The sequence below is a fragment of the Saccharopolyspora antibiotica genome, assembly GCF_047200635.1.
Taxonomy (GTDB): domain Bacteria; phylum Actinomycetota; class Actinomycetes; order Mycobacteriales; family Pseudonocardiaceae; genus Saccharopolyspora_C.
Map to the genome: position 1 here is coordinate 1 of NZ_JBJZOI010000005.1, position 25,546 is coordinate 25,546.

Below are 25,546 nucleotides of genomic sequence, written 5' to 3' on the forward strand. Positions count from 1 at the left end.
TCCCCCCTCCCCTCCCCCCCCCCCCCCCTCGCCCCCCCCCCCCCCCCCCCCCCCCCCGACGCGGGAAAGGTCCGGTTCGGGCCGGGGAGTAGGGTTGTCCAACTGCCACGACGCTCGGCGTGGTGGCGCGCTCCCAGCGGCCGGTACGCTGGTCCGAGGGGGTTGACGGCGGCGACGGTTCGCCGTTCACCGGTGCCGTTGACCGAAGTGAAGTCAGGGAGGGTCGAGGCCGACCGTCGGCCGCAAGTGAATGGACCTCAAGCGCCTGCTCCGTAATCCGCTGATCTGGATCCTGGCGGTCTTAGCGCTGATAATGAGCCTCAGCGTCCTCTTCGACGAGACGAAGGCCTATCAGCAGGTCTCGACCTCCGACGCCCTCCGGCAGATCTCCGAGGGCAAGGTTGCCGAGGCGACGATCCAGGACAAGGAACAGCGGGTCCTGCTGACCTTGAAGCAGGGTCAGACCTTCGCCGACAGCGGACAGCTGATGGCGCAGTACCCCGCCGGGGCCACCAACTCGGTGGTCGACGACATCCGGCGGTCGAACGTCGAGAAGTGGAACACCGAGGTAACCCAGGACTCGTTCTGGACGCAGATGTTGATCTATCTGCTGCCGATCGGCCTCCTGGTGCTCGTGCTCATGTGGATGATGAACAACGTCCAGGGCGGCGGGAACCGGGTGCTCAACTTCGGCAAGTCCAAGGCCAAGCAGCTCACCAAGGACATGCCCAAGACGTTGTTCAACGACGTCGCGGGGGCCGACGAGGCCGTCGAGGAGCTGCACGAGATCAAGGACTTCCTGCAGAACCCGGGCCGCTACCAGGCGCTCGGCGCGAAGATCCCGAAGGGCGTGCTGCTCTACGGGCCGCCCGGTACCGGCAAGACGCTGCTGGCGCGCGCCGTGGCCGGGGAGGCCGGGGTGCCGTTCTACTCGATCTCCGGTTCGGACTTCGTGGAGATGTTCGTCGGCGTCGGCGCCTCCCGCGTCCGCGACCTGTTCGAGCAGGCCAAGCAGAACGCGCCGTGCATCATCTTCGTCGACGAGATCGACGCGGTCGGCCGCCAGCGCGGCGCCGGCCTCGGCGGCGGTCACGACGAGCGCGAGCAGACGTTGAACCAGCTGCTGGTCGAGATGGACGGGTTCGACTCGCGCGGCGGGATCATCCTCATCGCCGCGACGAACCGGCCGGACATCCTGGACCCGGCGCTGCTGCGCCCGGGCCGGTTCGACCGGCAGATCCCCGTCTCGGCGCCGGACCTGCGCGGTCGCAAGGCGATCCTGGGCGTGCACTCCAAGGGCAAGCCGCTGGCTCAGGACGCCGACATGGAGGGCCTGGCCAAGCGCACCGTGGGCTTCTCGGGCGCGGACCTGGAGAACGTGGTCAACGAGGCCGCGCTGCTCACGGCCCGCGAAGGCGGTCAGCTCATCACCGCCGCCGCGCTGGAGGAGTCGGTGGACCGCGTGATCGGCGGCCCGCGCCGGAAGAGCAAGATCATTTCCGAGCGGGACAAGAAGATCACCGCTTATCACGAGGGCGGGCACGCGCTGGCCGCCTGGGCGATGCCGGACGTGGAACCGGTCTACAAGCTCACGATCCTGCCGCGCGGCCGCACCGGCGGGCACGCGCTCATCGTCCCCGAGGACGACAAGGACATGATGACCCGCTCGGAGATGATCGGGCGCCTGGTGTTCGCGCTGGGCGGCCGGTCGGCCGAGGAGCTCGTCTTCCACGAGCCCACCACCGGTGCCTCCAGCGACATCGAGCAGGCGACCAAGATCGCTCGCGCGATGGTGACCGAGTACGGCATGACCGCCCGGCTCGGGGCGGTCAAGTACGGCAAGGAGGAGGGCGACCCGTTCCTGGGTCGCTCCGCCGGCCAGCAGCCGAACTACTCGCTGGAGGTCGCGCACGAGATCGACGAGGAGGTGCGCAAGCTCATCGAGGCCGCGCACACCGAGGCGTGGGAGGTGCTCAACACCTACCGCGACATCCTCGACGAGCTCGTGATGGAGGTCCTGGAGAAGGAGACCCTGGTCCGCAAGGACCTGGAGCGGATCTTCGCCAGGGTGGAGAAGCGGCCCCGGATCACGGCGTTCAACGACTTCGGCGGGCGCACCCCGTCGGAGAAGCCGCCGATCAAGACCCCGGGCGAGCTGGCCATCGAGCGCGGCGAGCCGTGGCCCCCGCCGGTGGCGGAGCCCCCGAAGCTCTCCGCGCCGAACGGCTCGGCGCCCGCGGGTGCCGTCCCGGCCGGGCAGCAGAACCAGGACCAGCCCCAGCCGGGCCAGGGTACGGTGCAGTTCCCGCACCCGAACGCTCAGCAGCCGCCCGCCCCGTACGGGCAGCAGCAGCCGCAGGCCGGCCCGTACGGGCAGCCCCCGCAGGGCCAGCCGCAGTACGGCCAGCCCCCGCAGGGGCAGCCGCAGCACGGCCAGCCGGGTCAGCCGCCGCAGGGCGTGCCGCCGAACTACGGCGCGCCTCCCGGGTGGACCCCGGCGACCGCGCCGGGTGGTGCTCAGCAGCAGCCCTACCAGCAGTGGGTCCCGTCCTGGGAGCGCGGGCAGCAGCCCGCCCCGCAGCAGCCCGCAGGGGAGCAGCACCCGGCGGCCGGGGCGCAGCAGGTGCCCCACCCCGGTTCGGCCCAGCCCGGTTCGGTCCAGCAGAGCCCGGACCAGCAGGGTTCTCCCGGGGCCGGCGAGCAGGCCGCCGAGTCCGGCGACCGGCAGTCACCGGACGCGGAACGGCCGGGCGAGGACAAGGGCGAGAGCGGGCGCTGAGGACCAGCGCCGCGAGCGACAAGACCGAGGCAGGGGCACCGTCGCACGACGACGGTGCCCCTGCGTCGGTTCGGTGAGCCGGTGGAGGATCGACACGTGATGAGCAGTCTCGGCGAGCAGTCGGGGCCGGACGAGCCCCGGACCTCCGATCGGCCCGCCTTCGACGAGCCGCGGGCGGCGGCCGCCGTCCGGGAGCTGCTGCTCGCGGCGGGCGAGGACCCGGACCGCGAGGGCCTGCGGGACACCCCCGCGCGGGTCGCCCGCGCCTACCAGGAGCTGTTCGCCGGGCTCTACACCGACCCGGACGAGGTGCTGGACCGCACCTTCGACGAGGCGCACGAGGAACTCGTCCTGGTGCGCGACATCCCGATGTACTCCCAGTGCGAGCACCACCTGCTGCCGTTCCACGGCGTCGCGCACATCGGCTACATCCCGAACGAGAAGGGCCGGGTCACCGGCCTGTCCAAGCTCGCCAGGCTGGTGGACCTCTACGCGAAGCGCCCGCAGGTGCAGGAGCGGCTGACCTCCCAGGTCGCCGACGCGCTGGCGCGCAAGCTGGAGCCGCGCGGCGTGATCGTGGTGGTGGACGCCGAACACCTGTGCATGGGGATGCGCGGGGTGCGCAAGGCGGGCTCCACGACGACGACGTCCGCGGTGCGCGGCATCTTCCGCAGTTCCGCGTCCTCCCGCGCCGAGGCGCTGTCGCTGATCAGGGGCTCCTGATGGCGCGGCGCTGCGCGGTGATGGGCGTGCTCAACGTGACGCCCGATTCCTTCTCGGACGGCGGCCGCTACCTGGACGTCGAGGCGGCGGTGGCGCACGGCGTCGAGATGGTCGGGGAGGGCGCCGACCTCGTCGACGTGGGCGGCGAGTCGACCCGCCCGGGAGCCGACCGGGTCGCTGCGGCCGTCGAGGCCGAGCGGGTGCTGCCGGTGGTGGCGGAGCTCGCCGGCGCCGGGGTGCGGGTCAGCGTGGACACCACGCGGGCCGAGGTCGCGGCGGCCGCCGTCGCCGCGGGCGCATCGGTGATCAACGACGTCTCCGGTGGGCTGGCGGACCCGGACATGGCGCGGGTGGCCGCCGAGACCGGCGTGCCCTGGGTGCTGATGCACTGGCGCGGGCACAGCCGGAACATGACCGCGCTGGCCCGCTACGAGGACGTGGTCGCCGAGGTGCGCGCGGAGCTGCTGGCGCAGGTCGACGCGGCGCTGCGGGCCGGGGTCCGGGAGGACGCGATCGTGCTCGACCCGGGCTTGGGCTTCGCGAAGACCAGCCACCACGACTGGGCGCTGCTGCACCGGCTGGGCGAGTTCGTCGAGCTGGGCTTCCCGGTGCTGGTGGGCGCCTCCCGCAAGCGCTTCCTCGGGGCGCTGCTGGCCGACGACGACGGGGCCCCGCGCCCGCCGGCCGGCCGGGAGACGGCGACGGCCGCGGTCTCGGCGCTGGCCGCGGACCGGGGCGCCTGGGCGGTGCGGGTGCACGACGTGCGCAGCTCGCTGGACGCGGTCGCGGTGACCGCCGCGTGGAACACCGGAGGGACGGATGGCTGACCGGATCGCGCTGACCGGGCTGCGGGTGCGCGGCCACCACGGCGTCTTCGACCACGAGAAGCGCGACGGCCAGGAGTTCCTGGTCGATCTGACCGTGTGGGTGGACCTGGGCGGTGCGGCCGCAGGGGACGACCTCGCGCAGACGCTGGACTACGGCGAGCTGGCGCGGCGCGCGGCGGACGTCGTGGCCGGGCCCTCGCGGGACCTCATCGAGACGGTGGCCGCGGAGATCGCGGACGGGATCATGGCCGACCAGCGGGCGCACGCCGCCGAGGTCACCATCCACAAGCCCTCCGCCCCGATCCCGCTGACCTTCGCCGACGTGGCCGTGACGATCCGCCGCTCCCGCCGCGCCGCGCGGGGCGCATGAGCCGGGCGGTGCTCTCGCTCGGGTCGAACCTGGGCGATCGGCTGGCGCACCTGCGCTCGGCGGTGGCGGGGTTCGGCCCCGCGGTGGTGGCCGTCTCGCCGGTGTACGAGACCGCGCCGTGGGGGGTCGAGGACCAGCCCGACTTCCTCAACGCGGTGCTCGTCGTGGCCGCCGACGACGTGGACGAGTGGGGCTGGCTGCGGCGCGGGCAGGAGCTGGAGCGCGCGGCCGAGCGGATCCGCGAGCGCCGTTGGGGGCCGCGCACGCTGGACGTGGACGTGGTGACCGTGGACGGCGTGCGCAGCGACGATCCGGAGCTGCTGCTGCCGCACCCGGGCACGGCCGCGCGGGCGACGGTGCTGGTGCCGTGGCTGGACGTGGAGCCCGACGCGGTGCTGCCCGGGCGGGGCCCGGTGGCGGCGCTCCGCGACGCGCTCCCCGTCGAGGAGCTGGCCGGGGTCCGCCTCCGCGCGGACCTCGACCTGGGGAGCGGCCCCGGAACCGGCCCGCTCGGGAGCTGAGCGGCGGAAGTCGCGGCGGCCCGCTCCCCGCGGGACCGAGCCCTCGGGCAGCTCCCGGCGCCACGGCGTCGTTGCCCGCCCGGTACCGCCGCGATCCCGCGCCGGTACCGGGCGCGCCGGCCGGGTCCTGCCCAACGGATCTTCCCGCTGAGCGGGCGGCGACGAGGACCAACCCCGCCGTCGGCCCGGCCGGGATCACAGGGTGGCGCGGACCGCTGCTGCCAGCCAGTGCGTCTGGCGCTCGGTGGTGGGGTGCGGCGGCCAGTCGTTGATGATCGCCAGCAGTTCCCAGTACCGGGACATCCGCTCGTCGTAGGGCCCGCCGAAGTGGTCCGCGAGCTCGGTGCGCGCGGTCGGGTCGTCCGCCGCGCCCCGCTGGCGGGACCAGAGTTCAGCGGCCCGCTCGGCCAGCTCGCGACCTCGCCCGGACTCCGGGACGTGCCCGGCCTCGTCGGCGTGCCGGACCTCGTCGAGCAGCGCCCACCAGGGCGCCGCGTCCTCCTGCGTCCGCACCGGCACGGTCTCCGCATCGCCCTGCTGCGCGGCCTGCTGCTCCCACAGCCGGCGCACTGCGGCTCGGAACCCGGTGTCCCCGGCGAGCTCGGCGAGCTCGATCCACGCCTCCACCTGCTCGGTGCTCGGGTCGTCCGGCAGCTCCGGTTTCGCCGAGCGCATCCAGGCCGCGAAGCGCTGGTCCACGTCGAGGCCGCCGATGGTCTCGTCCCAGAACTCGTCGATGAGCCGGTTGCGCTCCTCGTCGGACAGGTTGGCCAGCTTGTGCATGAGTTTCACCTCTTCGGTCGGTCTGTTCAGCCGGACGACCGCCCGCAGCACCGCGCGCCGCGTCCGCAGCAGCCGCAGCTGGTCCTCCACCAGCGCCAGCTGCGCCTCCGCGAGCCGTCCCACGCTGGTCTCGTCGGCCAGCACCCGCCGCACCTCGTCGAGTCCGGCGCCGAGCTCGCGCAGGGTGCGCACCAGCTCCAGCCGCGCGATGGCGGCGACGTCGTAGAGCCGGTAGCCGGCGTGCGTTCGATCGAGGGGCGGCACGATCCCGCGGTCGGAGTAGAAGCGGATGGTCTTCACGCTCAGCCCGGTGCGCCGGGAGAGCTCTCCGATGGTGTAGCGCTGCGCGTCGTCCACATCGATCACGATCGACCCTCCAGTCGGGGGAGGCTCAAGCCCTTTCCGCCACGCGGGTCAGGTCCGGGACCGGAGCGGGGAGTGCGATGCTGGGGATCGTGGCACCTCGGCAGCAGAATCGGATGACGTTCACCCCGGCGTGGCAGCTGATCGCCGCCGTCCTGATCGCGGCGGCCCTGGCCTACCTCGGTGCCCGGCTCGCCTACGGCGACCTCCCCCGGTTGCCCGCGCTCGCCGGGGTCACGCTGCTGCTGATCGCTCTGGTGGACGTCGTCCTCGCGGCGCTGCTGCGCCCGCGCGTCCAGCGCAAGCCCGGCGCCGAGCCGGTGGACGCGCTGGCCGCGGCGCGGGCGGTGGCGCTGGCGAAGGCGTCCTCGATGGCCGGCTCGATCATGGCGGGGGTGTGGGGCGGGCTCCTCGGACACGTGCTGCCGATGCGGGACGCGGCGCAGGCGGCCAGGGACGACACCACCTCGGCGGTGATCGGCCTGGTCAGCGCGGCCGCGCTGGTGGCGGCGGGGTTGTGGCTGGAGCACTGCCTGCGCAACCCGGACGAGCCCGAGGAGCCCGACGAGGACGCCGGCTAGCCCCGGAACCCGGCGTGCGCGGCGGGGGAGCGCTGGTCCGTTCGGCGGCAGCGGGTGGAGCGCGGCGCCGAACCCGGGCGGCGCCCGTTCCCTGCGGATCTCGAACGGGTAACCGCCGGGTACCGTGTGCCCATGCCCGACCCCGCTCGATCCGCAGCCGCTGACCAGCGACCGTCGGTGCTGTGGGCCGGTGCCCTCGTCCTCGCGGCCGCCGCGACGGCGGTGCTGGTGCTCAGCGACGATTCCCGGGTGCTGAAGCTCGGTCTGGTGGCCGCGCTGTGGGCCGCGCTGCTGGGCGCGTTCGGCGTGGCGAAGCTGCGCGGGAAGGCCGCCGAGGCCGCCGAGCGGGAGGCCGAGCGGCAGCGGATCTACGAGATCGAGCTGGAGCGCGAGATCGCCGCTCGGCGCGAGTTCGAGGCCACCGCCGAGGCGGAGGCCCGGCGCGCCGCGGCAGCCGAATCCGACGCGGAGATCCAGGCGCTGAAGGCGGAATTGCGGGCGCTGCGCAAGAACCTGGAGCAGATGCTCGGCGGGGACGTGCTGTTCGAGCGGGTCGCGCTGCGCGCGGAGTCCACCCGGGTCCGCTCCCTGCCGGAGCGCCCCGCCACGGGTGAGCAGCCGCGGATCATGGACGGTGAGACCGGCGCGCAGCCCCGGATCATCCAGCCGGACGCGCGCGGTCGGCAGTTGCCCGTCGCGCACCGGGGCCAGGTCGCGCCCGCGGCCCCGGAGGCCCCGCGGCCCGCGGAGCAGCAGCCCCCGAACCACGACGCCGAGCCCCGGAACCCCGCCCCCCGGAGCGCGGAACCCAGGAATCCCGAGCCCAGGAATCCCGAGTCCGGCAACGAATCCGGTGTCGGCGAGACCCGGAATCCCGAACCCGGGAACGCCGCGCCCCGGAATCCCGAGCCGCCGCCCGCGAAGCGGCGCAAGCCCGGCCGCCCGCGCCAGAGCGGACCCGCTCCCCGGCAGGCCGCCGAGACGCGCAGGCCGCGCCCCGCAGGCACCCAGGGCGCCTGGCCGGAGTCCACTTCGGACCGGCTCCGTCCGGTGCGCCCCGAGCAGGCCGCCGCCCAGCCGGAGCAGCCCGCCGAGCAGCCCGCCCCGGAGGAGCCCGCCGAGCGGCGCTCCCCGACCAGCGAGGTTCCGGCCGGCGCGCACACCGAGGGCACCTCGGTGACGGACCTGCTCGCCGCCTACGGCGACTCCGCCGAACAGCCCCCGACCAAGCGCCGCCGTCGCCGCGAGTCCTGACCACCGGCTCGCCCGGCGGGCCGGGTGGCGCGGCGGCAGCGGGCGGAGCTGCCCCGGTGGGACGAATGCGCCCCAGGTGGTGTGGGGTCGGCGTGGTGGGTTCTAGGGTTTCGGGCGTGTCCACACGTGATCTTCCCGGGCCCGTCGCCGACATCTCCGAAGCGCGCCGGCTGCAAGCCCGAAAGCACTCCGCGGTCGGCTGGCCCGTCGCGGGCCTGCTGCTGCTCGGCGTCATCGGCCTGGTCATGGTCGGGGTCGCGACCTCCCGGGTCGGGGTGCTGCCCGCACTGGTGGGCGCGCTCGCGGCGCTGATCCCGGTCGGCGTGGTGTTCGCGGCGATCGTGTGGATCGACCGCTGGGAACCCGAGCCGCCCGTGCTCATGGTCGGCGCCTTCCTGTGGGGAGCGGGCGGGGCGACGGCCTGCTCGCTGCTGCTCAACGGCTCCGTGATCGGCCTGGGCGAGTTGCTGTTCGGCCCGAGCGAGCACGTCTTCTTCGAACGCGCGCTGATGGCGCCGCTGGTCGAGGAGGGCGCGAAGGCGCTGTTCGTGGTGGTGCTGTGGTTCTGGCGCCGCTCGGAGTTCAACGGGCTGGTCGACGGCATCGTCTACGCGGGCTTGACGGCCGCCGGGTTCGCGTTCACCGAGAACATCCTGTACTTCGGCAAGGCCTTCTCCGAGAGCGGCTGGGGCAGCGCGACCGGTGGCGTCATCGCCGTGTTCATCCTGCGCGGGGTGCTGGCGCCGTTCTCGCACCCGCTGTTCACCTCGATGGTCGGCATCGGCATCGGGCTGGCCTCGCGGACCACCGACACGACCAAGCGCGTGCTGTGGCCCGCGGCCGGGTTCGCGCTGGCGGTGCTGCTGCACGCGGCCTGGAACGCCTCGACGCTGCTGGGCGGCACCGGCTTCCTCAACGTCTACTTCCTGATCATGGTGCCGATCTTCGCCGGCACCGGCTGGTTGGTGGTCTGGCAGCGCAAGCGCGAGCAGCGAATCGTCGCCGACCAGCTCCCGGTGCTCCAGCGGGCCGGGCTGATCCCGCGCAGCGAGGTGGAGATGCTGGCCTCGCTGGCGGGCCGCCGGGGCTGGCTGCGCAAGGTGCGCCGCAGCGCGGGCGTCGAACCGGCGAAGGCCGTCCGGGACTACCAGATCGCGGTCACGGAGCTGGCGTTCCTCCAGCACCGGGCCGCCGAGGGCCGCACCACCAGTGCGGTGCGACGGGCCCGCCGGGAGCGGCTGATCGGGGAGCTCAAGGCGGCGCGGCGCTCGGCGGTGGGTTCGCAGGAGGCGTTCCAGACGGCCCGGGTGAAGATCCACGAGCTGACCCAGAGCGTGCGCCGCCCCGGCCCCCGGGTGAACGCCGACGGCACCTCCCGGCGGAGCTCCCCTCCGCCGACTCCGGGACCGCCCGCCACCGGTGAGCAACCAGGGCGCCGCCCCGAGTCGCGCCCGCAGCAGGGCCCCGGCAGGCCCGCGCCGCAGGGCCGCCCGCCGCGCCAGCAGCCCGGCCCGCCCGCGCCGCAGCACCGGCCGGGGCCCCCGCCCCGCCAGTAGGCCGTCGAACCCGTCCCGGCGGGTGGTTCTCGCCACCCGCCCGGCCGATCGGGCGTCCGCGCGGGCTACTCTCGCGCTGCTGTCCGGTACCCGGGATCGGGACTGGAACGGTTGGGAGGACGACGTGGCGATGTCTGCCAGCCGGGGCTCAGGTCCCCGGCTGCGGGTCGGCGTGGTGTCCGCGGGCCGCGTGGGTGCGGTGCTCGGAGCGGCGCTCGCGCGAGCCGGGCACGTGGTGGTGGCGGTGTCCGCGGTGTCGGACGCCTCGCTGCGGCGCGCGGAGGAACTGCTGCCCGGGGTGCCGGTGCGCCCGCCGGACGAGGTGGTCGAGGCCGCCGACCTGGTGGTGCTGGCCGTCCCCGACGACGCGCTTCCCGGACTGGTGCGCGGCCTGGTCGCCACCGGTTCGCTGCGCTCGGGGCAGATCCTGCTGCACACCTGCGGCGCGCACGGCGCCGCCGTGCTGGAACCCGCCGCCGACCTCGGCGTGCTCACCCTCGCGCTGCACCCGGCGATGACCTTCACCGGCCGCGCCGAGGACGTCGAGCGGCTGGCCACGGCGTGCGTCGCGGTGACCGCGCCCGAGGACGAGGCGGCGTGGAACGTCGGTGAGGTGCTGGCGCTGGAGCTCGGCGCCGAGCCGGTCCGGGTCGCCGAGCACTCCCGGCGGCTGTACCACACGGCGCTCTCGCACGGTTCGAATCACCTGATCACCCTGGTCAACGAGTGCGCGGACCTGCTGCGCGAGGCGGGGGTCGAGGTCCCGGACCGGATGATGGCGCCCATCCTGTCGGCCGCGCTGGACAACGCGCTGCGCTTCGCCGACCGCGGCCTGACCGGCCCGGTGTCGCGGGGCGACCTCGGCACCGTCCGCGCGCACCTGGCCGCGCTGCGCGAGACCGCGCCGGAGATGGTGTCCGGCTACGTGGCGATGGCGAAGCGGACCGCCGACCGGGCCGAGCGCACCGGCCTGCTGGACTCCCGCGCGGCTTCCGAATTGCACGAGGCGCTCGACGAGGAGCAGCGATGAGCACTGCCGACACCGCGGGCGCCGGCCCCGGCTTCACCGCCCGCGAGCTCACCGTGCACCGCCGCCCGGCGGAGCTGGCCAAGGTCACCCGGGCGCTGCGCGCCACCGGCCGCCCGATCACCCTGGTGCCGACCATGGGCGCCTTGCACGAGGGCCACCTGGAGCTGATCCGCGCGGCCCGCAAGGTGCCCGCGACCGTCACGGTCGTCTCGATCTTCGTGAACCCGCTCCAGTTCGGCCCCGGCGAGGACCTGGACCGCTACCCGCGCACCTTCGACTCCGACCTGGAGCAGTGCCGCGCGGAGGGCGTCGAGCTGGTGCTCGCCCCCGAACCCGCCGACATGTACGCCCCCGACCGGCAGATCGGCGTCACCGCCGGATCGCTCGGCGAGCAGCTGGAGGGCGCGAGCAGACCGGGGCACTTCGACGGGATGCTCACCGTGGTGGCGAAGCTGATCGGCATCGTGCGCCCGGACCTGGCGCTGTTCGGGGAGAAGGACTACCAGCAGCTCGTGCTGGTGCGCCGGATGGCGCGGGACCTGGACCTCGACGCGAAGATCCAGGGCGTGCCGATCGTGCGGCAGGCCGACGGGCTCGCGCTGTCCTCCCGCAACGCCTACCTGGACCAAGAGCAGCGCGCGGCGGCGCTCGCCCTGTCCGCCGCGATGGCCGCGGGCGTGCACGCGGGCCCGGCCGGGGCGGCGGCCGTGCTGGCGGCGGCCCGCGCGGTGCTCGATTCCGAGCCGCTGGTGCGCCTCCACTACCTGGAGCTGCGGGACACCGAGCTCGGGCCGGCCCCGGACTCGGGGGAGGCGCGGCTGCTGGTGGCGGCGACGGTCGGCGGCACCCGGCTCCTCGACAACGCGCTGGTGCAGCTGGGCCCCTCCGGGGGTTGAGCGAGCACCGGTGAACCACCCGCTTCGAAGTCCGGCCGCCGAGGGCGGCGGGGGAGGTAGTCCGCGATGTTCCGCACGATGCTCAAGTCCAAGATCCACCGGGCCACGGTCACCCAGGCCGACCTGCACTACGTCGGTTCGGTCACCGTGGACGCCGATCTGATGGACGCCGCCGACCTGCTGGAGGGCGAGCAGGTCGCGATCGTCGACGTCACCAACGGCGCCCGGCTGGAGACCTACGTGATCACCGGGGAACGCGGCTCCGGCGTGATCGGCATCAACGGGGCCGCCGCGCACCTGGTGCAGCCCGGCGACCTGGTCATCCTGATCGCCTACGGCGTGATGGACGAGCTGGAGGCGCGCTCCTTCCAGCCGCGGGTGATCTTCGTGGACGCGGACAACTCGGTGCTGGAGCGCGGCACCGACCCGGCCGCGGTCCCCGCCGGGGCCGGGCTCGTCAGCGGGGCCGTTCCCGCCGAGACCGACGACGCGGCGAAGCTGGACGCCCTGCTCGCCGCGCCCGAGGCCTGATCCGGACCTGGTCCCGAACCCGACTTGGGAGGTAGCCGGTGCTGCTCGCGCTGGACGTCGGCAACACCAACGTCACCCTCGGCCTCTACGACCTCGACGCCGAGGGCGCGTCCGGCGGGCTGGTCCGGGACTGGCGGATGCGCACCGAACCGCGCATGACGGCCGACGAGATGGCGCTGACCGTGCGCGGGCTGCTCGGGGAGCACGCCGAGGCGATCACCGGCATCTCAGCGCTGTCCACGGTGCCCGCGCTGCTGCGCGAGCTGCGCGTGATGCTCGACCGCTACTGGGAGGGGGTGCCGCGGGTCGTCGTGGAACCCGGCGTGCGCACCGGCGTCCCGCTGCTGGTCGACAACCCCAAGGAGGTCGGCGCCGACCGCGTGATCAACACCCTGGCGGCGCACCACCTGCACGCGACGAACTGCGTGGTGGTCGACTTCGGGACCTCCACGAACGTCGACGTGATCTCGGCGAAGGGCGAGTTCCTCGGCGGGGCGTTCGCGCCCGGCGTGGAGATCTCGCTGGACGCGCTGGCCTCGCGCGCCGCTCAGCTGCGCAAGGTGGAGCTGACCCGGCCGCGCTCGGTCATCGGCAAGAACACGGTGGAATGCCTGCAATCGGGCATCCTGTTCGGCTTCGCGGGCCAGGTCGACGGCCTGGTGCGGCGGATCGTGGCCGAACTGGAATCGACCCACGGCGGGAGCTCCGTCGTGCTGGCCACGGGCGGCCTCGCGCCGCTGGTGTTCGGGGAATCCGAGACCATCCACCACCACGTCCCGGATCTGACCCTGCTGGGCCTGCGGCTGGTCTACGACCGCAACTTCCGCTGACCGGCGTTCTTTTCCGCGCTGCTGGTTCCGCCGTCCCGGCCGGTCGGAGGCGCGAAAAGCCGAATCCGGATGCGCGGGGTCGTCAAACGCTCACGAGTCGTGTCGGTTCCTCGATACTTCTTGTCGGCTTGCCGGAACGCGGGATGTGCTCGGTGAACACTCCGCGGCGGCCGAGGTCCTCGCCGTGAGTGCTCGCTTTCTGCTTGCCGTTGGTGTGCGGAATGCGGTGCGGGTGCGGTGCGGGAATGTCCTGGCGGCACCGATGATGTGGTGCGGTGGAGTCGGTATCGCGGCCGCGATCCGCTTGAGTGCGTGGTCCGGAATGACCCGATCCGGGGAGACTTCCGGGTTTTTCCTCGGCGGGGTGAGTGCGTTTGTGGAGTGGCTGCGCTAACCTGACCGTGACAATGTTCGGTGACGGCTTCGATGACAGCTATTGTTCGGTGCTGCTCAACTCTGTCGAACTCCACCGGCCGGTCTCGGGATGGCGCGAACACCGCCCTGCCGAGCGAGGCCGTTGAGCCAGGCGGAAGGCCGAAGGGCTCGTTGCGAGGGAGGCCCGGGAGTCGGGTGGTGCGCTCGGATTGAGCGGGCTCCGATCAGTTCAGCGGAGCAAGTCGGCACGGCCCTGTTCGCCGGGTCCTGAGCCGGGAGGCTCTCAGCAGAGCGGTCTCGCCAGAACGCCCGCCATCGGCGGTAAATCGACACATATCCGGGGAGGACAGCCAACATGGCGCAGAAGGTGACGGTCACGCTCGTCGATGATCTCGACGGTGGACAGGCCGACGAAACGGTCGAGTTCGCCCTGGACGGCGTCTCGTACCAGATCGACCTTTCCAACGACAACGCGACCGAGCTGCGCGACGCGCTCGCCGGGTACGTTTCCAGCGCTCGCCGGGCAGGTGGCCGGAAGAAGCCCGGTCCGCGCCCCGCGGCGGCGGCTGGTCGCGCCGGCGGCGGTTCGACCAGCGCGGACCGCGAGCAGAACCAGGCGATCCGGGAATGGGCCCGCCGGAACGGCCTCAAGGTCTCCGATCGCGGCCGCATCCCCGCCGACATCGTGGACCAGTACCACAAGGCGAAATGACGACGCGCTGACGCGATCAGGGGGTGCCGGTTTCCGGCGCCCCCTGCGTGTTCTCCGCTCCGAGTTGTCCGGTTCCGGTCTTCGCGGACCACCGGTCTTCCGGGTGCTGGTTCTTGTTCGGTCTTGAGCTTTCTCGTCCTGAACCGGGTCGGGTCCCGGTCTGCGGCCTGGCGTCGGCGGGTCCACCTCCTCCGGGGCGTTCGGTTCGCGGAACCACCGCCGCGCTTCGGCGGTCCGCCGCGATCTGTCCGAGTTTCGCCGTCACCCGCGCGCTGAGCTGGATGCCGCATCCCGAATCTTCCCTCCGGTCCTGCCGGATCCGATGTTCGTTCGGGCCGGGAATGCTGATGTCCGCGCGGGGGCGCGGATCGGATTGCGGCGTCCGGTCGCCGCTCCTCGTTTGCCGGCCTCCGGTTTCGCCGCCCACCGTTAGCCGGAGCGGCGGCCGGTGGGAGGTCGATTTTCGCGGGCCCTCGCCGGTCGTCGACGTTCCGTGTTCTTTCCGCGAACGTCCGCCCGCCGTCCGGGGCATCTGGGCGGCGCGTCGGTGAAATCAGCACGGCGGGTGTTCATGAGCTTGGTTTCCGGAGTGACCCCGCCGCTAACGTTCGGGATTTCGTCCTTCCGCGGGCCGCGATCACCGCAAGATTGCCGTTCCCCGGTCTCGGATCAACGGCGGTGGTTGGGGAAATCCCTCAGCGGTCGGGTTTCGGAATCGATGCCGATGAGCGAGAAACCGTGTACCGGCCCCCGCGTGGTCCCGGCGAGGAGTGACGAGAGGTACGGATCCGGTCGCCCTCGACCCGGTCCGCCGGAGGGAGGCCGTCGGTTAGCCTTAGGGCGGCCTAACCTAACTTGACGCCGCGTGGCGGACCGGACGACCTGGGAGTGGGACGTGAGCAGCGGAACCGTCGGGAGTCCTCCCGGCGCCGAGCGCGGGGCAGCGCCGCGGGACCCGGCCGCCCGCCTCGGGGCCCGCCGCAGGCGCAGGCTGGCCGGCCTGGGCGTGCTGGCGGGTGCGCTGCTGCTCAGCTGCGTGCTCAGCATCGCGGTCGGGGCCAAGCCGATTCCGGTCGCCGAGGTGTGGGGCGAGCTGATCGCTCCGGCGGGCTCGGAGAACGCGCTGATCATCTGGCAGCTGCGGCTGCCGCGCACGATCGTCGGCGTGCTCGTCGGTGCGGCGCTCGGCCTGGCGGGTGCGCTCATGCAGGGCCACACCCGCAACCCGATCGCCGATCCCGGCCTCCTCGGCATCACCCAGGGTGCGGCCCTCGCGGTGGTGCTGGCCGTCTACTCCTTCGGCCTCACCAGCCTCTACGGCTACATCTGGTTCGGCTTCGCCGGCGCGCTGCTGGGGGCGCTCGCGGTCTTCGCGATCGGTTCCGCGGGCCGCGCGGGCGCGACGCCGGTGACGCTGGCGCTCGCGGGCATGGCGATCAGCGCCCTCCTCCAGGCGCTGACCTCGGCGCTGGTGCTCACCGACCAGCAGAGCCTGGACACCTACCGGTTCTGGAAGGTCGGCTCGATCGCCGTCACCGATCCCGGGGTGATCTGGCAGGTGCTGCCGTTCCTGCTGGCCGGGCTGGTGCTCGGGCTGGCCAACGCCCCCGGGCTCAACGCCCTCTCGCTCGGCGAGGACGTCGCCCGCGGGCTAGGGCACCGGGTGCGCGTGACCCGGCGGCTCGGGGTGCTGGCGATCGCGGTGCTGGTGGGTGCCTCGGCGGCGGTGTGCGGGCCGATCAGCTTCGTCGGGCTGGTGGTCCCGCACGTCGCCCGGTTCTTCACCGGCGCCGACCACCGCTGGCTGCTGCCGTTCTCGGCGCTGCTGGGGTCCTCGCTGGTGCTGCTGGCCGACATCGCGGGGCGCCTGGTGGCGCGGCCCGCGGAGGTGCAGGTCGGCGTGATGCTGGCGATGGTCGGCGCCCCGTTCTTCATCGCGCTGGTGCGGCGCAGGAAGCTGGTGCGGTTGTGACCCGGGCTCTCGACGTCCCGCAGCGGGTGCCCGGCCGGTCGCCGCTGCGGCTCGGACCGGTCTCCGGCGTGCTGCGGTGGCGCCCGCTGGCGGTGCTGCTCGGCGGCCTCGCGGTGCTGGTGGTGGGCCTGCTGCTGGACATCGCCCTCGGCGAGTACCAGCTGAGCCCGCTGCGGGTGCTGGCCACCCTCTTCGGCGGCGGGGACTACGCCGACCAGTACGTCGTGTTCGGGCTGCGGATGCCGCGGGCGCTGACGGCGGTGCTGGTCGGCGCGGCCCTGGGCCTGGCCGGGGCGATCACGCAGGCCGTGGCGCGCAACCCGCTGGCCAGCCCGGACATGCTCGGCATCACCTCGGGCGCGGGCGCGGCGGCGGTGCTGGTGATCGTCCTCGGCGGCACCGGGGGCACCCTGGGCGGGCTGGCGGAATCCGCGGGACTGCCTGCGGTGGCGCTGCTCGGCGGCCTGCTCGCCGGGCTCGCGATCTACGGCCTGGCGTATCGCGGCGGGGTCGATTCCTACCGGATCGTGCTGGTGGGCGTGGGCATCACCGCGCTGGCCGGGAACGCGATCTACTGGCTGCTCACGGTCGGCGACGTCAACGACGCGGGCCGGGCGATGGTGTGGCTGACCGGCAGCCTCAACGCCCGCGGCTGGGACCACGTGGTGCCCACCGCGATCGCGCTGGCGGTGCTGCTGCCGCTGAGCCTGCTGGGCGGGCACGCGCTGGGGGCGCTGCAGTTCGACGACGACACGGTGCGCGGTCTCGGCGTCCGGGTGAACCTGGCCCGCGGCCTGCTGCTGCTCGGCGCGGTGGTGCTGGCCTCGATCGCGACCGCGGCGGCGGGCCCGGTGCAGTTCGTGGCGCTGGCGGCCCCGCAGATCGCGTTGCGGCTGTCGAGGTCCGCGCGACCGCCCCTGGTGGCCTCGGCCGTCTTCGGCGGCGCGCTGGTGGTGGTGGCCGACCTGCTGTCCCGCACCGCGTTCGGCGCGGCCGAGGTGCCGGTGGGCATCGTCACCGCGGTGCTGGGCGCGCCCTACCTGATCTACCTGCTCATCCGTCGGTACCGGGAGGACCGCGCATGACCTCATCCGTGTCCACGCCGAGCGAGGCGGTGGCCGACCGGCCCGCCGAGCGGAAGCAGCGGCTCCGAGGCCGGGAGCTGCGGTTGGCCTACGGCGACCGGGTCGTCGTCGACGGGCTCGACATCGACGTCCTCGACGGCACCATCACCGCTGTCATCGGGCCCAACGGCTGCGGCAAGTCCACCGTGCTGCGCGCCCTGGCGCGGCTGCTGCCGCCGACGGGCGGGCAGGTGCTGCTGGACGGCAAGCGGATCCACGAGATGCCGACCAAGGAGGTCGCCCGGGTCCTCGGCCTGCTGCCGCAGACACCGCAGGCTCCGGAGGGGCTGACCGTGGCCGACCTGGTCGCGCGCGGCAGGCACCCGCACCAGTCCTGGTACCGGCAGTGGTCCTCGGACGACGAGCGGGCGGTGGCGGAGGCGCTGGAGCTGACCGGCATCACCGAGCTCGCGGAGCGCGCCGTGGACGAGCTCTCCGGCGGCCAGCGGCAGCGGGCCTGGCTGTCGATGGCGCTGGCGCAGGGCACCGACCTGCTGCTGCTCGACGAGCCCACGACCTACCTGGACCTCGCGCACCAGGTGGAGGTCCTGGACCTGGTCGGCAGGCTGCACGACGACAGCGGCCGGACCGTGGTGATGGTGCTGCACGACCTCAACCTGGCCGCCCGCTACGCGGACCGGCTGGTGGCGATGCGCGAGGGCGCGATCGTCGCGGAGGGCGCGCCCGGCGAGGTGCTCACCGAGGAATTGCTGGCCGACGTCTTCGGGCTGAACGCCCGGGTCATCCCCGATCCGGTCGCGGGTACTCCGATGGTGGTGCCGATCGGTGGCAGAGCGCCCGTGAACGTGCGAGATTAGACCCTCCGAGGACACCTGAACGGGTGCACTGGCGCCGCGGATCCGGGCCGTGTTCGCGCTGAGCGGACATCGGCCCGCTTTCGCGTTCTGGCGGAATGTCGCAGGCCAGCCGCTCGTTGGACGGTGGGCAAGACGGCGAGCGGGTGCAGCAGGCTGCCAGCGGGTCCGGACTCCGCCGGGGTGCGGCTACTAGAGTGGACGCCAGAGTGCTGAACCCTTCGCGGGCATCGGCGAGCAGGAGCCGTGTCCCGGTACAACACCGCCGGCGCAGCAGTCAGGGAGTGCGAATGTTCGAGAGGTTCACCGACCGCGCGAGGCGGGTGGTCGTCCTGGCCCAAGAAGAGGCCCGGATGCTCAACCACAACTACATCGGCACCGAGCACATCCTCCTGGGCTTGATCCACGAGGGTGAGGGTGTCGCCGCTAAGGCGCTGGAGTCGCTGGGGATCGCCCTGGAAGGCGTGCGGCAGCAGGTCGAGGAGATCATCGGCCAAGGCCAGCAGGCCCCGAGCGGTCACATCCCGTTCACCCCACGGGCCAAGAAGGTGCTGGAGCTCTCGCTGCGGGAGGCGTTGCAGCTCGGCCACAACTACATCGGCACCGAGCACATCCTGCTCGGGCTGATCCGCGAGGGCGAGGGCGTCGCCGCCCAGGTGCTCGTCAAGCTCGGCGCGGACCTGAACCGGGTGCGCCAGCAGGTGCTGCAGCTGCTGTCCGGTTACCAGGGCAAGGAGCCCGCCGAGGCCGGCGGCCGCGGTGAGGGCACCCCGTCGTCGTCCCTGGTGCTCGACCAGTTCGGCCGGAACCTGACGCAGAGCGCGCGCGAGTCGAAGCTCGACCCGGTCATCGGCCGGGACAAGGAGATCGAGCGCATCATGCAGGTGCTCTCCCGGCGCACCAAGAACAACCCGGTGCTCATCGGCGAGGCCGGCGTCGGCAAGACCGCCGTCGTCGAGGGCTTGGCGCAGAAGGTCGTCAAGGGCGAGGTGCCCGAGACGCTGAAGGACAAGCAGCTCTACACGCTGGACCTCGGCTCGCTGGTCGCCGGTTCCCGGTACCGCGGTGACTTCGAGGAGCGCCTGAAGAAGGTGCTCAAGGAGATCAAGACCCGCGGCGACATCATCCTGTTCATCGACGAGATCCACACCCTCGTCGGAGCGGGAGCGGCCGAAGGCGCCATAGACGCCGCGAGCATCCTCAAGCCGATGCTGGCGCGCGGTGAGCTGCAGACGATCGGCGCCACCACGCTGGAGGAGTACCGCAAGTACGTCGAGAAGGACCCCGCGCTGGAGCGCCGCTTCCAGCCGATCCAGGTCGGTGAGCCCTCGCTGGAGCACACCATCGAGATCCTCAAGGGCCTGCGCGACCGGTACGAGGCGCACCACCGGGTGTCCATCACCGACGGCGCGCTGGTCGCGGCCTCGACGCTGGCGGACCGCTACATCAACGACCGCTACCTGCCGGACAAGGCGATCGACCTGATCGACGAGGCCGGGGCCCGGATGCGCATCCGCCGGATGACCGCTCCGCCGGACCTGCGGGAGTTCGACGAGAAGATCGCCGACGTGCGCCGCGACAAGGAGTCGGCCATCGACGGCCAGGACTTCGAGCGCGCCGCGCGCCTCCGCGACGAGGAGAAGACGCTCCTCGGGCAGAAGGAGGAGCGGGAGACCCAGTGGAAGGCCGGGGACCTGGACGTCGTCGCGGAGGTCGACGACGAGCAGATCGCCGAGGTGCTGGCGAACTGGACCGGCATCCCCGTGTTCAAGCTCACCGAGGAGGAGACGACCCGTCTGCTCCGCATGGAGGACGAGCTGCACAAGCGGATCATCGGCCAGGACGACGCGGTCAAGGCCGTGTCCCAGGCGATCCGCCGCACGCGCGCCGGGCTGAAGGACCCGAAGCGCCCCTCGGGCTCGTTCATCTTCGCCGGTCCGTCCGGTGTGGGTAAGACCGAGCTGTCGAAGGCGCTGGCCGAGTTCCTGTTCGGCGACGACGACGCGCTCGTGCAGATCGACATGGGTGAGTTCCACGACCGGTACACCGCTTCGCGGCTGTTCGGTGCCCCCCCGGGCTACGTCGGCTACGAGGAGGGCGGCCAGCTCACCGAGAAGGTCCGCCGCAAGCCGTTCTCCGTGGTCCTGTTCGACGAGATCGAGAAGGCCCACCAGGAGATCTACAACACGCTGCTGCAGGTGCTGGAGGACGGCCGCCTGACCGACGGCCAGGGCCGCACGGTGGACTTCAAGAACACGGTGCTGATCTTCACCTCGAACCTCGGGACGCAGGACATCTCGAAGGCCGTGGGGCTCGGCTTCTCCGCGGGCAACTCCGCCGACTCGAACTACGAGCGGATGAAGTCCAAGGTCCACGAGGAGATGAAGAAGCACTTCCGTCCGGAGTTCCTCAACCGGATCGACGACGTCATCGTCTTCCACCAGCTGACCGAGAACGAGATCATCCAGATGGTCGACCTGCTCGCCGGCCGCGTGGAGAAGGCGCTGCGGGGCAAGGACATGTCCCTGGAGCTGACGACGAAGGCGAAGAAGCTGCTCGCCAAGCGCGGTTTCGACCCGGTGCTGGGCGCTCGGCCGCTGCGCCGCACGATCCAGCGCGACATCGAGGACCGGTTGTCCGAGAAGATCCTGTTCGGCGAGATCGAGGCTGGCCAGATCGTGATCGTGGACGTGGACAACTGGGACGGCGAGGGCAAGGACGACGAGGCGGTGTTCACCTTCCGCGGTGAGCCGCGCCCGTCGACCGTGCCTGACTCGCCGCCGGTGGACCTGGCCTCCTCGGCCGGTTCCTCGGAGGAGTCCTCCCAGGACAACAACGAGGAGTGACCTCGGATCTCCGATCCACTTCGCGGCCCCCGCACTTCCGGTGCGGGGGCCGCGTCGCGTCCGCGACTCGACGGTCGAGGAGCACCCGGTGCTCCGGGCTCAGCGTCGCCGGCGTCGCACTCCGGCCGATCGCTCGAGATGGTTCGCCGTCGCGCACTCGGCGGCGGGCCGCTTGGCGGGTGAGCGGCGCGTTCACCCGCGGGAACGGGGCGAGCGGGCAGCTCACCTGATGCGGGGGAGCTGCTGGGTGGGGACCTCGTCGGGGGAGAGGCGGGGGAGTTCCTCGGTGATCTCGTCGGCCAGCTCCCGCTCGCGGCGGGCGCTGCGGAGGCGGGAGACGACGAAGCAGGCCAGTGCCACCACGACGGCGCCGACGACGACCTTGGAGAGGACTCCGGCGTACTGCTCGACCAGGTACCAGTTCTCCCCGAGCAGGTAGCCGGCCACCACGAACAGCGTGTTCCAGATCAGGCTGCCCAGGGTGGTGAACAGCACGAACGCGGGCAGCGGCATCTTCTCCACCCCCGCCGGCAGCGAGATGAAGCTGCGGAACAACGGGATCATCCGGCCCAGGAACACCGCCTTCACCCCGTGCCTGGCGAACCACGCCTCGGTGCGATCGACGTCGGAGACCTTGACCAGCGGCAGCTTCCCCGCGATCCGGCGCATCCGGTCCCGGCCCAGCGAGGCGCCCAGCCAGTAGAGCACCAGCGCGCCGACGGTCGAGCCGATCGTCGTCCACAGCACCGCGGAGACGATGTTCATGTCACCCCGGCTGGCGGTGAACCCGGCCAGCGGCAGGATCAGCTCGCTGGGGATGGGTGGGAACACGTTCTCCAGCGCGATGATCAGCCCGGCGCCGGGGCCGCCGAGAGCCTCCATCACGCCGATCACCCACCCGGTGAATCCGGTGGGCTCGGCAGCGGCAGCGGCCAGTGCGGTCGAGGGCATCGAGGCTCCGAACGATCGTCAAGGGGTCTCGGGCGGGCCGGGCCCGGCATCGTCCGGGGCCCGGTCGACGCGACCGCACCGGGCGGTCAGGCCGAACAACCAGCTCACGGGAACCGCACCCTCGGCTTCGAGAACGGTCATCGAGCGTGATCGATGCGGTATGTCCGTTTGATCCATGATTCCAGTCCGGCGGTGATGCTCGCCGTGTGATCCTCATCGCTGCGCCGGGGATGTGGACAGCCGGGTGGCCTGTGGACAAAACCTGTGGACAACTTGTGGGCAGTGCTGTCGACCTCCGTGGAACGCGGTGGGAGCCGGCGTGCCGACGCGGTCGGTGCGAAGTCGCCGCGCACCCGGAAAGGGCCGCTTTCGTGCGAGAACAGCCTTGATGAGCTGCCAAAACCCCGCTGCGGACGGGGTTGTTCGCAGGTCGTCCACCGTCGCTGGAGTTGTCCACAGGCAACCTCCGGAGTTGTGGGTGGTTTCACCCGAGACCGAATTCGACGGCCTCCGGCCAAGGAGGTCTGCGAAGCTGGATCGGTGCGAGTGGCGATGCTGGGACCGTTCCGGCTGCGTGCGGCGGACGGCCGCCCGGTCGAGATCGGCGGACCTCGGGTGCGCGCCCTGCTCGCCCGGCTCGCGCTCGCCGCCGGAACCCCCGTGCCCGCCGAGACGATGATCGCCGACCTGTGGGGTCCGGAGCAGCCGGGCGGCGCGCTCAACGCGCTGCAGACCCTCGTCTCCCGCGCCCGCCGAGCCGACGACGTCCCGCCGCTGCGCTCGACCTCCGCCGGGTACGTGCTCGACCTCGATCCGGATGAGGTCGACGTGCACCGCTTCGACCGGCTCGCCGCGCGCGGCAGCGCTCAGCTGCGCGCGGGACGCCCGGACGTGGCCGCCGCGGAGCTGCGCGAGGCGCTCGGGCTGTGGCGGGGAGACCCGCTGGTGGACCTCCCGGATCCGCCCTTCGTCGCCGAGCACACCGCCCGGCTGGAGGAGGCCCGACACCGGGCGCGGGAGGACCGGCTCGATGCCGAACTGCGCCTCGGCGGCCACGGGGAGCTCGTCGCGGAGCTCGACGGCCTCTGCGCCCGCCACCCGACGCGGGAGCGGCTCCTCGTGCTGCGGATGCGAGCCCTCGCCGGGGCCGGGCGCCGGCTCGACGCGCTCGCCGCCTACACCGCGCACCGCGATCGGCTCGACGCCGAGCTCGGCGTGCCGCCCGCCGCCGAACTCCGCGAGCTGCACGCGGAGCTGCTGCGCGACGATCCGGAATCGGTTCGCGCCCCGGTCGCTCCGCCGCGCCCTCCCCGGCCCGGCCGGATCAGCAGCTTCGTCGGCCGGGAACGGGAGATCGCGCAGGTCCGCGAGGCCCTCCGCCGCTCGCGGCTGGTCACCCTGTTCGGTCCGGGCGGGGCGGGCAAGACCCGGCTGGCCGCCGAGAGCATCGCCGAGATCGCCGACCGGCCGGTGTGGTTCGTCGAGCTCGCCTCCGTCCGGGACGGCCACGACCTCCCCTCCACCGCGCTGACCACGCTCGGCATCCGCGAGACCAGGCTGCTGGAGACCCCGCAGCCGCAGGGCACCGCGCGGGTGGCCGACGCGCTCGCGGCCGAACCGGCCGTGCTGGTGCTGGACAACTGCGAGCACCTGATCGACCAGGCCGCCGCCTTCGCGCACGAGCTGCTCACCCGCTGCCCCGACCTGCGGGTGCTGACCACCAGCCGCGAGCCGCTGGCGCTGACCGGGGAGGAGCTGTTGCCCGTCGGCCCGCTGGAGCTGCCCGCCGACGACGCCGACCCGGCCGGGTCGGCCGCCGTCCGGCTGTTCGTCGACCGCGCGCGCTCGGCCCGCCCGGACTTCGAGCTCACCGAGCGCACGGCCCCCGAGGTGGTCGAGGTGTGCCGCCGGCTGGACGGGATCCCGCTCGCGATCGAACTGGCCGCCGCCCGGCTGCGCTCGATGTCCCCGGCGCAGATCGCCGCGCGGCTCGACGACCGGTTCCGGTTGCTCACCGGCGGCAACCGCACCTCGCTGCCCCGGCACCGCACGCTGCGCGCCGTCGTGGAGTGGAGCTGGGAGCTGCTGAGCGAGCAGGAGCGGCTGCTCGCCCGCCGGATGGCGGTCTTCGCCGGGGGCGTGCGCGCCGAGTCCGTCGCGGCCGTGTGCTCCGGACCGGAACTGCCCGCCGCCGAGGTCTTCTACGTGCTCTCCTCACTGGTCGAGAAGTCCTTGGTGCACGTCGTCGACACCGAGCAGGGCCGCCGCTACCGGATGCTGGAGACCGTCCGCGCCTACTGCGGGCAGCGCTGCACCGCCGAGGACGATCCGGACCGGGTGCGGACCGCGCACCTGGCGCACTTCCTGGCCGTCGCGGAGGAAGCCGAGCCGCGGCTGCACGACCGGGACCAGGTCGAGTGGATGGAACGCCTCGACGCCGATCACGACAACCTGCTCGCAGCGCTGCACTGGGCCGTGGAGTCCACCGACGCCGACGGCGGCCTTCGGCTGGCCGCCGCGTTGAGCTGGTACTGGACGATGGCCGCGCAGGACGAGGACGCCCAAGCCCGGCTGGACGCGGTCGCTGCCCTCACCGGTCCGGCGTCACCGCAGGCGAGGGCGGCCGTCCAACTGGCGCGGACGATGGGTGACCGGGGCGACGGCTGGTTCTGCCGGGCGCAGGAGGCCGCGCGCGCCGCGCGGGCGGCCGACGTGCTGGACCGCTACCGGCACGCGGGGCTGCTGGAAGCCGGGGTGTGGCTGATCGTCGGCGAGTTCGGCGAGGTGCGCAGGGTTCTGGAACGCGCCGCCGCGCACCCGGATCCGTGGGTCCGGGCCGCCGGGCTGTTCGGGCGGGCGTTCGGCGCCGAGCACGGCGGAGACGCGCTGGCCGCGGAGGAGCACGTGCGCGTCGCCGCTGCGGCGTTCCGGGAGCTCGGGGACCGATGGGGGCAGGCGCAGACCATGAACAGCCTCGCCGGGTTCCGCTCGCTGCGCGGCGACCACGCCGGTGCGATCGAGGTGCTCACGGAGTCGCTGGAGTCGCTCCGGCGGCTGCGCTCCCGGACCGACCTGGCCTCGCTGGTGCTGCGGATCGGGATGGAGCGGGTGCGCGCGGGCGACCTCGACGGCGGTCGCGCCGACCTGGAGCACGCCCGCTCGCTGGTGCAGCGGCGGCAGCCGTGGCTGCAGAGCTGGTTGCTCACCTGCCTGGCCGAGCAGACCAGGCTCGCCGGGGAGCACGAGGAGTCCCACCGGCTGCTGGACGAGATCCAGGCGCTGCCCGTCGCCCCGCACGAGCAGGCGGCGGCGCTGCAGCTGCAGCTGGTGCACCGGGCCCGGCTGCTGCTGGACGAGGGCCTGCCCGGCGAGGTTCCCGTCCTGTTGGGGAAGGCGCTGAGCGGCGGCTTCGGCGGGCGGGACATGCCCGCCGCGGCCGTGGTCGCCGAGTGCGCGGCGCGCTGGTGCGTCGAGACCGGGCAGCCGCGGCTCGCGGCCCGGCTGCACGGCCTCGCCGCCGCGCTGCGCGGCTTGCTCGACGAGGGCGACCCCGACGTGCGGGAGGCGCGCCGCCGCCTCGACCTCCTGCTGGCCCCCGACCAGCACCGGCAGGAGGCCGAGGCGGGCGCCGCCCTCTCCCGCGAAGAGGCGCTGGCCGAGCTCCGCGCCCTCCTGGCCCCCTGACCCCGAACCACCCGCACCGACCC

General features: G+C 73.1%; 20 protein-coding genes. 18 read left to right on the forward strand and 2 right to left on the reverse strand.

The window, feature by feature from the left end; genetic code table 11:
- Positions 1-250 precede the first annotated feature (250 nt).
- The 5 genes from ftsH to folK all read left to right on the forward strand — a co-directional run bounded on the left by ftsH (position 251) and on the right by folK (position 5,220).
- Complete coding sequence (ftsH, locus tag ACL03H_RS04540) at positions 251-2,779, forward strand: ATP-dependent zinc metalloprotease FtsH (protein WP_412809799.1); 2,529 nt, start codon at positions 251-253, stop codon at positions 2,777-2,779.
- 99 nt (positions 2,780-2,878) lie between these two features.
- Positions 2,879-3,502, forward strand: coding sequence for a GTP cyclohydrolase I FolE (gene folE / locus ACL03H_RS04545; protein ID WP_412809800.1), 624 nt, complete (start codon positions 2,879-2,881; stop codon positions 3,500-3,502).
- Complete coding sequence (gene folP, locus ACL03H_RS04550) at positions 3,502-4,329, forward strand: dihydropteroate synthase (protein WP_412809801.1); 828 nt, start codon at positions 3,502-3,504, stop codon at positions 4,327-4,329. The genes folE and folP overlap by 1 nt, the downstream gene beginning before the upstream one ends.
- On the forward strand, positions 4,322-4,699 hold the full coding sequence (gene folB, locus ACL03H_RS04555) for a dihydroneopterin aldolase (protein ID WP_412809802.1): 378 nt from the start codon (positions 4,322-4,324) through the stop codon (positions 4,697-4,699). Before folP ends, folB begins: the two co-directional genes overlap by 8 nt.
- On the forward strand, positions 4,696-5,220 hold the full coding sequence (folK, locus tag ACL03H_RS04560; RefSeq protein WP_412809803.1) for a 2-amino-4-hydroxy-6-hydroxymethyldihydropteridine diphosphokinase: 525 nt from the start codon (positions 4,696-4,698) through the stop codon (positions 5,218-5,220). Before folB ends, folK begins: the two co-directional genes overlap by 4 nt.
- A 195-nt stretch (positions 5,221-5,415) precedes the next feature.
- On the opposite strand, the gene ACL03H_RS04565 is transcribed toward folK, so the two are convergent.
- Positions 5,416-6,360, reverse strand: coding sequence for a MerR family transcriptional regulator (locus ACL03H_RS04565; RefSeq protein ID WP_412810012.1), 945 nt, complete (start codon positions 6,358-6,360; stop codon positions 5,416-5,418).
- A 122-nt stretch (positions 6,361-6,482) separates the two neighbouring features.
- On the opposite strand from ACL03H_RS04565, the gene ACL03H_RS04570 reads away from it, so the two are divergent.
- From ACL03H_RS04570 to ACL03H_RS04625, 12 genes are all read left to right on the forward strand, one after another.
- Entirely contained in the window at positions 6,483-6,947 is a 465-nt protein-coding gene (locus tag ACL03H_RS04570) for a DUF3180 domain-containing protein (RefSeq protein ID WP_412809804.1), read from the forward strand.
- A gap of 132 nt (positions 6,948-7,079) precedes the next feature.
- Positions 7,080-8,201 (forward strand): DUF6779 domain-containing protein, encoded by a 1,122-nt coding sequence (locus ACL03H_RS04575; protein WP_412809805.1) that lies wholly within the window; start codon positions 7,080-7,082, stop codon positions 8,199-8,201.
- Between the two features lie 116 nt (positions 8,202-8,317).
- Positions 8,318-9,757: a PrsW family intramembrane metalloprotease gene (locus ACL03H_RS04580; protein ID WP_412809806.1), complete on the forward strand. Its 1,440-nt coding sequence runs from the start codon at positions 8,318-8,320 to the stop codon at positions 9,755-9,757.
- Between the two features lie 130 nt (positions 9,758-9,887).
- On the forward strand, positions 9,888-10,787 hold the full coding sequence (locus tag ACL03H_RS04585) for a Rossmann-like and DUF2520 domain-containing protein (protein WP_412809807.1): 900 nt from the start codon (positions 9,888-9,890) through the stop codon (positions 10,785-10,787).
- A complete protein-coding gene (gene panC, locus ACL03H_RS04590) occupies positions 10,784-11,683 on the forward strand; it encodes a pantoate--beta-alanine ligase (RefSeq protein WP_412809808.1) in 900 nt (299 codons plus the stop codon). Before ACL03H_RS04585 ends, panC begins: the two co-directional genes overlap by 4 nt.
- A gap of 66 nt (positions 11,684-11,749) precedes the next feature.
- Positions 11,750-12,214: an aspartate 1-decarboxylase gene (gene panD / locus ACL03H_RS04595; RefSeq protein WP_412809809.1), complete on the forward strand. Its 465-nt coding sequence runs from the start codon at positions 11,750-11,752 to the stop codon at positions 12,212-12,214.
- A 38-nt stretch (positions 12,215-12,252) separates the two neighbouring features.
- Positions 12,253-13,044 carry a type III pantothenate kinase gene (locus tag ACL03H_RS04600; protein ID WP_412809810.1) on the forward strand — a complete coding sequence of 264 codons (792 nt, stop codon included), beginning with the start codon at positions 12,253-12,255 and terminating at the stop codon, positions 13,042-13,044.
- Between the two features lie 730 nt (positions 13,045-13,774).
- Positions 13,775-14,131 carry a histone-like nucleoid-structuring protein Lsr2 gene (locus ACL03H_RS04605; RefSeq protein WP_412809811.1) on the forward strand — a complete coding sequence of 119 codons (357 nt, stop codon included), beginning with the start codon at positions 13,775-13,777 and terminating at the stop codon, positions 14,129-14,131.
- Between the two features lie 865 nt (positions 14,132-14,996).
- Entirely contained in the window at positions 14,997-16,103 is a 1,107-nt protein-coding gene (locus ACL03H_RS04610; protein WP_412809812.1) for a FecCD family ABC transporter permease, read from the forward strand.
- Positions 16,100-17,188 (forward strand): FecCD family ABC transporter permease, encoded by a 1,089-nt coding sequence (locus ACL03H_RS04615; protein ID WP_412809813.1) that lies wholly within the window; start codon positions 16,100-16,102, stop codon positions 17,186-17,188. Before ACL03H_RS04610 ends, ACL03H_RS04615 begins: the two co-directional genes overlap by 4 nt.
- Entirely contained in the window at positions 17,185-18,045 is an 861-nt protein-coding gene (locus ACL03H_RS04620; RefSeq protein ID WP_412809814.1) for an ABC transporter ATP-binding protein, read from the forward strand. The genes ACL03H_RS04615 and ACL03H_RS04620 overlap by 4 nt, the downstream gene beginning before the upstream one ends.
- 287 nt (positions 18,046-18,332) lie before the next feature.
- The gene (locus tag ACL03H_RS04625) at positions 18,333-20,888 is read left to right on the forward strand and encodes an ATP-dependent Clp protease ATP-binding subunit (RefSeq protein ID WP_412809815.1); all 2,556 of its coding nucleotides are present in this window, start codon (positions 18,333-18,335) and stop codon (positions 20,886-20,888) included.
- Between the two features lie 222 nt (positions 20,889-21,110).
- Here the strand turns inward: ACL03H_RS04625 and ACL03H_RS04630 are convergent, their stop codons facing one another.
- Positions 21,111-21,839, reverse strand: coding sequence for a DedA family protein (locus tag ACL03H_RS04630; protein ID WP_412809816.1), 729 nt, complete (start codon positions 21,837-21,839; stop codon positions 21,111-21,113).
- Between the two features lie 540 nt (positions 21,840-22,379).
- Here ACL03H_RS04630 and ACL03H_RS04635 point away from each other — a divergent pair.
- Complete coding sequence (locus tag ACL03H_RS04635; protein ID WP_412809817.1) at positions 22,380-25,523, forward strand: ATP-binding protein; 3,144 nt, start codon at positions 22,380-22,382, stop codon at positions 25,521-25,523.
- Positions 25,524-25,546: the final 23 nt, after the last annotated feature.

What these genes read in the sequence shown, in the direction of transcription:
- folE (WP_412809800.1), top strand. Translation starts at nt 2,879, where the DNA reads ATGAGCAGTCTCGGCGAGCAGTCGGGGCCGGACGAGCCCCGGACCTCC.
- ftsH (WP_412809799.1), top strand. Translation starts at nt 251, where the DNA reads ATGGACCTCAAGCGCCTGCTCCGTAATCCGCTGATCTGGATCCTGGCG.
- ACL03H_RS04605 (WP_412809811.1), top strand. Translation starts at nt 13,775, where the DNA reads ATGGCGCAGAAGGTGACGGTCACGCTCGTCGATGATCTCGACGGTGGA.
- ACL03H_RS04630 (WP_412809816.1), bottom strand. Translation starts at nt 21,839, where the DNA reads ATGCCCTCGACCGCACTGGCCGCTGCCGCTGCCGAGCCCACCGGATTC.
- ACL03H_RS04625 (WP_412809815.1), top strand. Translation starts at nt 18,333, where the DNA reads ATGTTCGAGAGGTTCACCGACCGCGCGAGGCGGGTGGTCGTCCTGGCC.
- folP (WP_412809801.1), top strand. Translation starts at nt 3,502, where the DNA reads ATGGCGCGGCGCTGCGCGGTGATGGGCGTGCTCAACGTGACGCCCGAT.
- folB (WP_412809802.1), top strand. Translation starts at nt 4,322, where the DNA reads ATGGCTGACCGGATCGCGCTGACCGGGCTGCGGGTGCGCGGCCACCAC.
- panC (WP_412809808.1), top strand. Translation starts at nt 10,784, where the DNA reads ATGAGCACTGCCGACACCGCGGGCGCCGGCCCCGGCTTCACCGCCCGC.
- ACL03H_RS04585 (WP_412809807.1), top strand. Translation starts at nt 9,888, where the DNA reads ATGTCTGCCAGCCGGGGCTCAGGTCCCCGGCTGCGGGTCGGCGTGGTG.
- ACL03H_RS04620 (WP_412809814.1), top strand. Translation starts at nt 17,185, where the DNA reads ATGACCTCATCCGTGTCCACGCCGAGCGAGGCGGTGGCCGACCGGCCC.
- ACL03H_RS04575 (WP_412809805.1), top strand. Translation starts at nt 7,080, where the DNA reads ATGCCCGACCCCGCTCGATCCGCAGCCGCTGACCAGCGACCGTCGGTG.
- folK (WP_412809803.1), top strand. Translation starts at nt 4,696, where the DNA reads ATGAGCCGGGCGGTGCTCTCGCTCGGGTCGAACCTGGGCGATCGGCTG.
- ACL03H_RS04570 (WP_412809804.1), top strand. Translation starts at nt 6,483, where the DNA reads ATGACGTTCACCCCGGCGTGGCAGCTGATCGCCGCCGTCCTGATCGCG.
- panD (WP_412809809.1), top strand. Translation starts at nt 11,750, where the DNA reads ATGTTCCGCACGATGCTCAAGTCCAAGATCCACCGGGCCACGGTCACC.